6 protein-coding genes are annotated in these 11,027 nt (G+C 48.2%); all 6 read left to right on the top strand.

The features are described from left to right. The first annotated feature begins 237 nt into the window (after positions 1–237). Positions 238–2,049: a methyl-accepting chemotaxis protein gene (locus tag Q0R35_RS15780; RefSeq protein WP_295620433.1), complete on the top strand. Its 1,812-nt coding sequence runs from the start codon at positions 238–240 to the stop codon at positions 2,047–2,049. A gap of 267 nt (positions 2,050–2,316) precedes the next feature. Continuing rightward, positions 2,317–5,202 (top strand): hybrid sensor histidine kinase/response regulator, encoded by a 2,886-nt coding sequence (locus Q0R35_RS15775; protein ID WP_295620430.1) that lies wholly within the window; start codon positions 2,317–2,319, stop codon positions 5,200–5,202. Positions 5,203–5,374: 172 nt separating this feature from the next. Next, positions 5,375–5,803, top strand: coding sequence for a response regulator (locus Q0R35_RS15770; protein WP_295620426.1), 429 nt, complete (start codon positions 5,375–5,377; stop codon positions 5,801–5,803). A 157-nt stretch (positions 5,804–5,960) separates the two neighbouring features. After that, positions 5,961–6,995, top strand: a complete 1,035-nt coding sequence (locus Q0R35_RS15765) for a chemotaxis protein CheB (protein ID WP_295620423.1) — start codon at positions 5,961–5,963, stop codon at positions 6,993–6,995. A gap of 239 nt (positions 6,996–7,234) precedes the next feature. Next, complete coding sequence (locus Q0R35_RS15760; protein ID WP_295620420.1) at positions 7,235–8,065, top strand: tetratricopeptide repeat protein; 831 nt, start codon at positions 7,235–7,237, stop codon at positions 8,063–8,065. Positions 8,066–8,417: 352 nt separating this feature from the next. Further along, positions 8,418–11,027, top strand: a 2,610-nt coding sequence (locus Q0R35_RS15755; RefSeq protein ID WP_295620416.1) for a glutamate synthase central domain-containing protein, incomplete at its 3' end; no start/stop codon positions are given.

Genomic DNA, 11,027 nt, shown 5'->3' with positions numbered 1-11,027 from the left:
ACCAACGAACTCAACCAAGTTGCTGACGAATTACAAGCGGCAGTGAGTTAAAACGCTTGATGTTTTAGGCTTGGGGCTTTAATCAACATAACTAGTACCCGCTTTCTGGTACTTACTCAACACCTAACACATAGCAAACATCTAAAACCTAAAACCTAGTTTCTGACTACTACAGCCTCAAACCTAAAACATCAAGTCTAGTCCCTAACACCACCAAATATCTAACACCTCATACCTATGTCGAACACATTTAAAGCCAACTTCCAAGATCGGTTCAATAGCTTATCCTTTAAAACAAAGGCAGTTAGTGTGGTGGTATTACTTTCGACTTTGCCTGTCGTGGGGATTGGCGGACTCGCTTATATGGTGGCGTATGACAGTCTCCAGACAGCAGAAGCCGAGCAACAGCAATATGTGGCGGAATCTTTTAAAGGTAACCTCATCCGGTTTATGATCTTGCGCCGGAAAGATATTCAAAGTTTGTCGGTATCGTCAGTGTTGACTAATCCCAAACTTAGAGCTAGTAGCTCGGTAGCAGAAATCGAAACTTACTTAGATCGATTTGCCGATACTTATAAGTTTTACGACAGTATCATAGTATTCGACCTTCAGGGCAATCCCCTATATGCTTCCAAAGGTAGCCGCCGCGATAATCACAGCGATCGGGCTTATTTCCAAGCGACGCTCAAAACTGGCAAAGCCCAGATTACCAGCGCGGAGATTTCCAAGAGTTCGGGGAAAGCCGTCTATCACATCACCGCCCCTATTCGCGACAGTAGCACGGGACAATTAATTGGGGTCGTGCGTGCTCAGATGCCAGTCGAAGCAATCAAAGTACTAGCTAAAGCTTTTGGCGATACTAAAAATCGCAACGAGTGGCATATCCTCGATCGAAATCTCAACCAATTCATTCTCGCTCAAAAAGAAGATCGAATTGGGCGTACGGGTGATGACTTCTCTAGTTCTAAAAAACTAAAAAATTCCCAGCAGCCAGCCACTGTTACTGATACTAACCAACTTAATGGTAAGAGCCAGCTAACATCCTATCTAGCTGTCGCCGAAACAGCAGATTTACCCGATCTCGGTCTAACGGTGCTGATCGCCAAAGATACAACCGATATTTTTGCCAAGGAACAAGCACTGATGGTCGTAATTGCCTTGGGGATGTTGGCAACTGGGGGTGTGACATTGGGGCTATCTCTCTTGCTGAGTAATCGCGTAACTAAATTTATCAAGCAACTAGCCGACTCGATCGTCAATTCTTCGGAAGCGATCGTCGAAACGGTCGAATCACAAGAAATCACCGTTAACATGCAAGCCAATTCCGCGATCGATACTAGTAAAACGGTCAACGAACTGGGGGCAATTTCCTTCCAATCTGCCGCTCAAGCCGAAGCTTCAGCCAATGGTGCGCGCCAAGCTCTATCGCTATCGGAAGATGGAACTCGATCGGTACAACAAACGCTTCAAGGAATGAATGGACTCCGAGATAAAGTAGATGCGATCGCCAATCAGATTGTTAATCTCAGCGAACAAACCGGACAAATTACCATCGTTTCCGATCTGGTCGCCGATTTGGCGAGTCAAACCAATATGCTCGCACTCAACGCCGCTGTAGAAGCCGCTCGTGCTGGCGAACAAGGTCGCGGATTTAGCGTAGTTGCCGATGAAATTCGGAAATTAGCCGACCAGAGTAAAAAATCCGCCGATAAAATTAACGCCCTAGCCGAAGATATTCAAACAGCAATTAACCGCACGGTCATGGTAACCGATGAAGGTACCAAAACTGTAAACGAAGGGATCGATTTAGCCCGATCGACTGCTGTAACTTTTGCCGGGGTAACCGATGCGGTAAACAACGTATTCTTAAACTCTCAACAAATTTCTACCAGTGCCAAACAACAAGCCGTATCGATCCAACAGGTACTCAGTTCGATGACAATGATCTCGCAAGGATCTCAAGAAAGTGCTGTCGGTATGCACCAAGTGAAAATGACAACTAGAGAGTTAAACCAGGTGGCGGATGAGTTGAAAGCTGCTGTCGTCTAGGGAATAGGGAGTAACGCGCTGTGCGCGTCAACATTTACCCGAAACAAACACCTAACCCCTAAACCCTATCCCTTATCTCTACGGTGTATACACCAGTCGGCTGGACTTCGTTTTGAGATCCAAATCCCCCAACCCCCTTTCCAAGGGGGCTTGAAAGTCCCCCTTGGAAAGGGGGATTTAGGGGGATTCCCACCAATTTCGCTTCTCGCCAGAGATGTGTATAGATCCCCTATCTACTATCCCCTATCCACTATCCACCAAAACACCATGTACATTGACGACGAAGAGCTAAGAGGACTATACAAAACTTCCGCTACCGAACACATTCAGGCGATCGAATCGGCATTGATGCTGTTGGAAAAACAACCGCAAAATATGGCTCCATTAAAAGAATTATTGCGTTCTGCACATACGCTCAAGGGTGACTCGCGGATGTTGGGGGTAGAGGATGTGGAAACCCTCGTCCACCAGATTGAAGAATGCCTGATGCCGCTGGAAAAGGGCGGGGCGAGGATGACCGATGAGTTGTGCGATCGGTTGTATGCTGGACTCGATAGCATTAAGAAGTTAGCCCATACCGCCGTGACGGGCGAAGCTAACGACGTGAATATGTTTTACACGTTGGCAACCCTGATGGGCGATGGTGCGGCTCTTCAAATGCCCACATTCGCTGGCTCAGATACTCGGAACGAGAAACAGATCGCGTCCCCAGCATCAATTTCCGCCGATCTAGATGATGACTCGCAATCGTTTGGATGGGTGACGCTTTCTGATGAGGAGGCTGTCTTTAATACGCCCAAAGATGTCTGGGTGCATGAAGACGATCGATTACCAGTAGTACCGATTTCTGAGTTAGATTTACTACCTTGGAGCGTCGATTCAGCATTAAATCCGCCCGCACCATCGCAACTTCAAGCCGATTTCTTAGATCTCGCCGCTGAACTATTTCCATCCGATTCGACGTTACCGCAATTGGATCGCGGTACGGATTTTGGCGATTTTAACCTGTTGCCGAATACCGTGCAGCCAGCCGCTAGTCTCGATTCGCTCGATTTAGAATTTGGCAATTTACCATTCCTGTCGAGTACCGCACATCCAGTCGCTAATCTCGATCCGACGGCAACCGACGATCGATCTTTGTTTAGCCTAGATGATGATTTTATCCTCACTCCCGATCGAGACGAACTTGCCACGTTGGCGATCGATCGTGATGATGTGTTTGCGACTTTCGATAATATGTTGGTGCCTACCGCCGACGATCTAGCCTTTCACGAGTCATCGCTATTCCCAGAGGCGTTGGCGGAGCCTCTGCTGGACGCGAGAATCGTCGAGCCTGCTTCCACTCCGATGGTCAAACAGCCACCAGCAACAGCTCCAGCCGCAACCGATCGGGTAACCGAGTACCAAATCGATACAATTCGGGTCGAAGCGAAGCAATTAGACGCATTAATGGGGCAATCTGGCGAGATTAACGTTATCAACCAACAGATTGTCGGTAGGTTAACCGATCTCGAATTACTGCTCGAACTTTGGGAAAATGGCACTCGCGATCTCCAGCAGATCCAAACCATGCTCCAACAAATTCCCACCCAATCGCCGATCCATCGGCAATTACAGCGCAACGAACGCCAGTGGGAGCAAATGGGTGCATTAATTAGCAAGTTCAAAAAATCGATCGATGCCGATAGCTCTAGGCTCGATTTAATTACATCCGCACTAGAATCGGGCGTGAAAAAGCTGCGCTTGTTACCATTTTCGACTATTTTCAATCTCTATCCTCGGATGGTCAGAGATTTAGCCAAAAGCCAAGCGAAAGAAATTAACTTCACGATCGAAGGTGGCGACCTCCTCCTCGATAAACGGCTCCTAGAAGAGATTAAAGACCCGTTGATGCATATTTTACGAAATGCGATCGATCATGGCATTGAAACGCCAGCAGAACGTCAGCAGAGCGGTAAATTTGGGGCTGCAACCTTAATGATTCAAGTCAGACAGGTGGGTAACCAAACCACGATCGAGATCCTTGACGATGGGCGGGGGTTGGACGTACAACGGATTAAAGCCACTGCGATTAAGCGCGGCTTGCATACCAGTGCAGAATTAGACCAGATGAGCATCGATCGGATTCAATCGCTGATCTTTGCCTCTGGCTTTTCGACGCGCACGCGGGTGACAGAGCTGTCTGGGCGCGGTGTCGGCTTAGATATCGTGCGGACGAATATCGAACGCATTAAAGGTTCGGTAGAAGTGGAATCGTCACCCGATCGCGGGTGTACGTTCCGCATTCAACTCAGTCACGCGATCGGGAGTTCGCAAGTGATGATGGTCGATGTGCGCGATCGTCGTTATGCCATCCCCGTAGAGTTTGTCGATCGGATGTTGCTCGTCAACAAGGCGGAAATTTTCGCCCTCGGTGGCGTTACCACCACCCAAATCGACGGACGGACGATTACCGTCGCCTGGTTAGCCGATCTGCTGGCTCTCCCAGCAATCGCGCCTAATTCCCCCGGCGAAATTAACCGTACGCCTAACTCGATTGCCTGTCTGTTGCTCCAATCGGGGCGACAGCAACTAGCACTACTAGTCGATCGCATCAACGATCGTCAATTAGTCACGATCGAAGCTCCCCATCCCATCCTCAAAAATGTCCCCCACTTAGCTGGCTCGACAATTTTGGGCACTGGCGAAGTCTGTTTGGTACTCAACCCGATCGATTTATTCGCCACCGCAGCCGGAGATCTCGATTCGCAGCTAGCTCCTAATCTGCCGACACCAATTGCCAAAGCGATCGCGCCAGCAATTTTGTTAGTGGAAGACTCCCTCGTCATTCGGACGCAAATGACCCGGATTTTACAAGGAGCTGGTTACCGAGTTACCGCCGCCAACGACGGCTTGGCGGGCTGGGAAACCCTCCAATCTGGCAAATTCGATCTCGTCGTCTCCGATGTCGAGATGCCCCGCTGGGGAGGACTGCAACTCACCACCGAGATCCGCAGCCACTCAGAATACCAAAACCTGCCTGTAGTGCTGGTTACCACCCTCTCCCAAGCCGCCGATCGCGATCGTGGTTTTCAAGCTGGTGCCAACGCCTATCTCACCAAAGGTGATTTCGACCAACAGCTCTTGCTTGATACCCTCGATCGATTGGTGTAGAGAGATGGGAGATGGGAGTGCGGAGATGGGAGATAAGAGAGAGGGGACAGGGAATAGAACTAATTGCCAGCTTACTCCTTCTACTCTTTACTCCTTGCGCTCCACCCCTCTCCCATCTCCATTCTCCCAACTCCCATCTTTCTCAAATCCACATACCCCCAATAACCCCATCATGGCTCCTACAAAAATAATGATTGTTGAAGATTCACCCGTCGCAATGGAAATATTGCAACGGTTGTTTAAAAGCACCCCCGAAATCGAAGTTGTCGGTATTGCTAGAAATGGACAAGAAGCTCTCGCAATGATTCCCCGGCTCAATCCTGCGGTGATTTGTACCGATTTTCACATGGAACCGATCGATGGTTTGGAACTTACTAAACAGGTAATGGCAAACTTTCCCTGTCCAATTTTGGTATTGAGCAACTCTGTCAAATCCGACGACACCAAAAATGTCTTTGCCCTACTCCAAGCCGGAGCATCAGATATTTACCCCAAACCCGTCGGCGGTGACTATGCCGAATACGAAGCCATTAAAAAAAGAATTCTCTCTAAAATTAAACTCCTCTCAGGGTTAAAAGTAAAAGCCAAGCCTCTGAGCTAGAGTTAGGAGATGGGAGAACGGAGTACGGAGATAGGAGTAGGGAGAAGTTTGTGGGATTAAAAACTTATCTTTCTCCCCGTCTCCTCGTCTCCCAGTCCCCCAGTCTCCCCGTCCTCACCTCTCCCATCTCCGTCCTCCCAACTCCCATCTACCTGCCATGTCCCCGACAAAAATTCTCCTAGTTGACGATTCGCTAATCGCTCTTGAATTGCTGCAACGCTTATTGAGAGATAGCCCAGAAATTGAAATAGTGGGCACGGCGCGCAACGGTAGAGAAGCACTAGAATCGATCCCCAAAGTCAATCCTAGTGTAATTTGTACGGATTTACACATGTCACCGATCGACGGTTTAGAACTTACCAAAGAGGTAATGGAAAAGTTCCCCCGCCCAATTTTAGTAATTAGTAACTCAGTCCAAGAAGACGATACCAAAAATATCTTTGGGCTACTGCAAGCCGGGGCTGTCGATATTTTCCCCAAACCAACCAGTGGAGACTATCTAGACTACGAGCAGATTAAAAATCGACTGCTTGCCAAAATTAAAATGCTCTCGCAGGTAAAAGTTAAAGCTAGAAATAGTGGTTTAGATGCCAAATCTACTAATAGCGGCAATCTCGATCGAACGGGTAACATTCGCGCGATCGCGATTGGAGCCTCTACAGGCGGCCCTCAAGCTATACACAAAATTCTTACCACACTTCCCCAAAATTTTCCAGTCCCAATTATCTGCGCCCAACATATCGGCGATGGCTTTTTGACAGGGTTGATTAGTTGGCTCAAAGAAGACTCCCAATTAAATGTCAAAGTTGCCCAAATTGGCGAAACTCCCGCACCAAAAACAGTTTACTTCGCACCCGAACGAGCGCACCTAGAATTCGACGCTCAAGGCAAATTTATCTACAGTAATTTTACTAGCTCTACAGGTACTTGCCCCTCGATCGATGCCCTGTTTCGATCGGTAGCCCGCATTTATGGTAATACTAGTGCGAGTATTCTTCTCACTGGGTTGGGCACTGATGGCGTAGCGGGTACAGAAGCTATTAACGCCAGCGGCGGCATCACCATCGCTCAAGACGAACACAGTTGCCTGGTATTTGGCATGTCTAAAGCGGCGATCGCCTCTAAGAGTGTCGCACATGTTTTGAGTCTGGCGGACATTGCACCTTTTTTAATCGCAGAAATCGTGAATTAGGTATTAGGATTAGGTTTTAGGTTTTAGGTTTTGGACTTTAGATCTGTAGGTTGGGTTTCGCCTTGTACTGAGCGTAGCGGTTCGTGTAGCGTCTCGAAGAGAAGAGAAGTATCCAAAATAGTGATATCACCCAGCAGAATCGACACAGATGTAATAAGATCGACAAAACCAATCGTCCATCTACATAAGAGCAGTTTGTGTTAAATCGTCATCGCTGGGCAATCAATTTAGTTGTAGCTGTGTCTCTACTAGCTTTAACTGGATTTTCGCTAGTGCCAATCTTCAATTTGGGGCTAGATAGTGGTACCGCCACTGCTACCGACTCCAATAGCCTCTCAGCCGCGCAAACCAGTCAACTTCAGGCGCAGGCACAGGGATATCTTCAAGTATTACAAAGAGAGCCAGAAAACCAAGTCGCGCTCAAAGGCTTACTCAATGCTAGGTTGCAATTGGGTGATGTTAAAGGCAGTTTGGCTCCGCTCGAAAAAATTGCCGCACTCAATCCTCAGATGCCAGATTATACGGTACTTTTAGCTCAAACTAAATTGTATTTAGGCGATCGTGAAGGTGCGACAGCCAGTTATCGGGCTATCTTGGCAACTCAGCCGCAGAATATTAACGCACTGCAAGGGTTAGTTAGCTTACTAGTCGAAGCCAAACGCCCCGAAGCAGCTATCGGTGCGGTTCAGACTGCACTGAAAACAGCACCAGGCACGATCGATAATACACCGCTAAAATTATTATTAGCGCAAGTTTATCTCACCCAACAGCGTAATGCCGATGCACTCGGTATTTACGATACTGCGATCGAATCCAATCGCGATGATTTCCGCCCGATCTTGGCTAAGGCTCTGGTTTTCAAACAAATGGGCAATCTCACCGAGGCACAATTGTTAATGAATACTGCCGAAAACTTGGCTCCAGCCGAGTACAAAGATCAAATTAAACAAATCGCCCAAGCCACCCAACCGCCAAAAGCAATTATCGCGCCCAATCTCAGTACTCCTGCCCCTGCTGCGCCCAATAATACTCCCCGTCAGCCTGCGGCAACACCTCAGGTAGGGAAGTAAGATCGCCGATTCTCATAAGTATCATAAGAGCCATCTTAGCGAAACAGCTAACAGCCTAAAATCCCCTCCTCGGAGGGGATTTTCATGCGTGGGATTTTCATGCACGGGATTTTCGAGCTAGGCTTTGGTGGTAGATTTTAGTTTCTTTCTCATACCCAATGCTGCCATAACAGCATATCTAAAATTGGAATGTAGCCGATCGTACCAAATTAAACTAAGAATTCTGGTATAAGCATAGATTCATGCTGTTGTCAATTTCAATCTCAGTCAAATCGGTAGCTCTACCAAACTCTTCGACAACCGCGATAAAATCAGATTAACTCCACTACCGATCCTTGCCTGCACGACAATTATGAACCACACAGATAATCAGTCACAGATGAACCCAATTATTTCTAACCAAGAACCATATTTTGGCCCACGTTGGTTGGTAGAAGAGCGTGATGCTTGTGGAGTGGGGTTTATAGCGTGTCCAGCCGGGGATACCAGTCATAAGTTGATTCAGCAGACACTGACGGCTCTGACTTGTATGGAGCATCGGGGCGGTTGTAGTGCCGATCGCGATTCTGGTGACGGCGCAGGAATTCTAACACAGATTCCGTGGGCGTTATTTGAGTCTGTGACTCAGGGTGTAGATAAGTCTAATTTAGCGGTAGGGATGTTATTTCTGCCACAGGATGCGGCTAAACGTGCTGTAGCCAAGGCAATTGTGACAGATGTCGTCACTCAGGAACAGTGTCGATTAATTGGTTGGCGAGAGGTACCTGTTAAACCAGAGACTTTAGGATCTCAAGCCTTGGCGAATCAACCCCACATCGAGCAAGTAGTAATTGCTGGAACGACGACTGGGGATGAGTTAGAGCGGCAGTTGTACATGGTGCGGCGCAAGATTGTCAAGGCATTGCAGGCTGACGGTAGAGTAAAGCCTGGGGATGATTTTTATATTTGTTCGTTGTCTAGTCGGACGATCGTGTATAAAGGGATGGTGCGATCGGCTGTATTGGGTGAGTTTTATAGTGACTTAACTAACCCTGAATTTACAGCGGCGTTTGCGGTTTATCACCGACGGTTTAGTACGAATACTTTGCCAAAATGGCCATTGGCTCAACCGATGCGAGTGCTGGGGCACAATGGCGAAATTAATACGCTGTTGGGTAATATTAATGGCATGACGGCGCGGGAAAGCGATCTCAATCATCCGCTATGGAACGAGCGGTTGCGCGAGTTGCAGCCGATTCTGAATTTGGATAATAGCGATTCGGGGACGCTCGATAATGTCTTGGAATTAATCGTGCGTTCGGGGCGGAGTCCGATCGAAGGCTTAATGATGATGGTACCAGAAGCGTACAAGAATCAGCCGGAATTAGATAATCGTCCCGAAATTACCGACTTTTATGAGTATTATTCGGGATTGCAGGAAGCTTGGGATGGCCCAGCATTACTCGCTTTCTCTGATGGTAAGGTAGTTGGGGCGGCACTCGATCGTAATGGTTTGCGTCCGGCGCGGTATTGTATTACTAAGGATGGTTATCTCTATGTCGGCTCTGAGGCTGGGGTGGTAGATTTACCTGTAGACCAAATCGTTGAAAAAGGTCGGCTCGGCCCTGGTGAAACGATCGTGGTAGACTTAGAAACCAAAGAGATTTTACATAATTGGGAAGTCAAAGAGCGGATTGCAAACGCGCATCCCTATGGCGCATGGCTGAAAGAATATCGTCAAACATTAACCAGCCAACCGTTTGAAACTACCGCTCGGATCGAACCGTCGAATTTGCTCAAGCAGCAGACGGCATTCGGCTACACCGAAGAAGACATTACGATGATCGTCAACGATATGGCAGAAAATGGCAAAGAGCCAACTTTCTGCATGGGCGATGATATTCCCCTCGCCGTATTATCCGAAAAAGCACATCCTTTATACGACTATTTTAAACAACGGTTCGCGCAAGTAACTAACCCCGCGATCGATCCGCTGCGCGAAAAATTAGTCATGTCGCTCGATGTTAGCCTGGGTAAAAAAGGTAACTTGCTCGAAGCCAAACCCGAATATGCCGGGATGTTGAAATTAACTAGTCCCCTGTTAAATGAAGCCGAACTAGAATTAATTAAAGCATCCTCCCTGGGAACCGAATTTATCTCGACACTTTATGCTGTCAATGATGGTGTCGATGGCTTAAAAATCGCGATCGACAAATTATGTACCGCCGCCCTCGAAGCTGTCAAAACAGGTAAACAAATCATCATCCTCAGCGATTGGACGAATGATGGTTTAACCGACGAAATTACCTACGTTCCGCCGCTAATAGCTGTCGGTGCAGTTCACCATTTCCTCACTGCTCAAGCGGTGCGCGCGCGGGTATCTCTGGTTGTCGATACCGCTCAGTGTTGGAGTACCCACCACTTCGCCTGTCTAGTGGGCTTCGGTGCATCCGCCGTTTGTCCGTATCTCGCCTGGGAATCCGTCCGCAGTTGGTGGAATTCGTCCAAAACCCAAGCCGCCATCGGACGAGGCGAACTAGATATTACGATCGAGAAAGCCCAGGCTAACTATCGTAAAGCGATCGAAGATGGCTTGCTCAAAATCCTCTCGAAAATGGGCATCTCCCTACTGTCATCTTACCAGGGAGCGCAAATCTTTGAAGCGATCGGCATCGGGCGCGAAGTTCTCGATATCGCCTTCAAAGGCACCACCTCCCGCATCGGCGGTTTGACGATGGCAGACGTGGCGCAGGAAACCATGACATTCCACCACAAAGCCTTCCCCAAAGAGCTGAAGAAACTCGAAAACCTCGGCTTCTTCAACTACCGCCCCAGTGGTGAATACCACATGAACAGCCCCCAACTGGCGAAAGCTCTCCACAAAGCGGTAGACGCATATTCGACTCAGGAGGGTTACGATCACTATGAGACATACAAAAAATATCTTCAGGATCGCCCCGTAACGGCTCTGCGCGACCTACTT

Source organism: Chamaesiphon sp. GL140_3_metabinner_50 (assembly GCF_025361915.1).
GTDB lineage: Bacteria > Cyanobacteriota > Cyanobacteriia > Cyanobacteriales > Chamaesiphonaceae > Chamaesiphon.
This window is presented reverse-complemented; position numbering and strand designations above follow the sequence as displayed.

Excerpts from the sequence above, each read along its gene's own strand:
- Q0R35_RS15765 (WP_295620423.1), top strand. The coding sequence starts at position 5,961 with ATGTCCCCGACAAAAATTCTCCTAGTTGACGATTCGCTAATCGCTCTT.
- Q0R35_RS15775 (WP_295620430.1), top strand. The coding sequence starts at position 2,317 with ATGTACATTGACGACGAAGAGCTAAGAGGACTATACAAAACTTCCGCT.
- Q0R35_RS15770 (WP_295620426.1), top strand. The coding sequence starts at position 5,375 with ATGGCTCCTACAAAAATAATGATTGTTGAAGATTCACCCGTCGCAATG.
- Q0R35_RS15780 (WP_295620433.1), top strand. The coding sequence starts at position 238 with ATGTCGAACACATTTAAAGCCAACTTCCAAGATCGGTTCAATAGCTTA.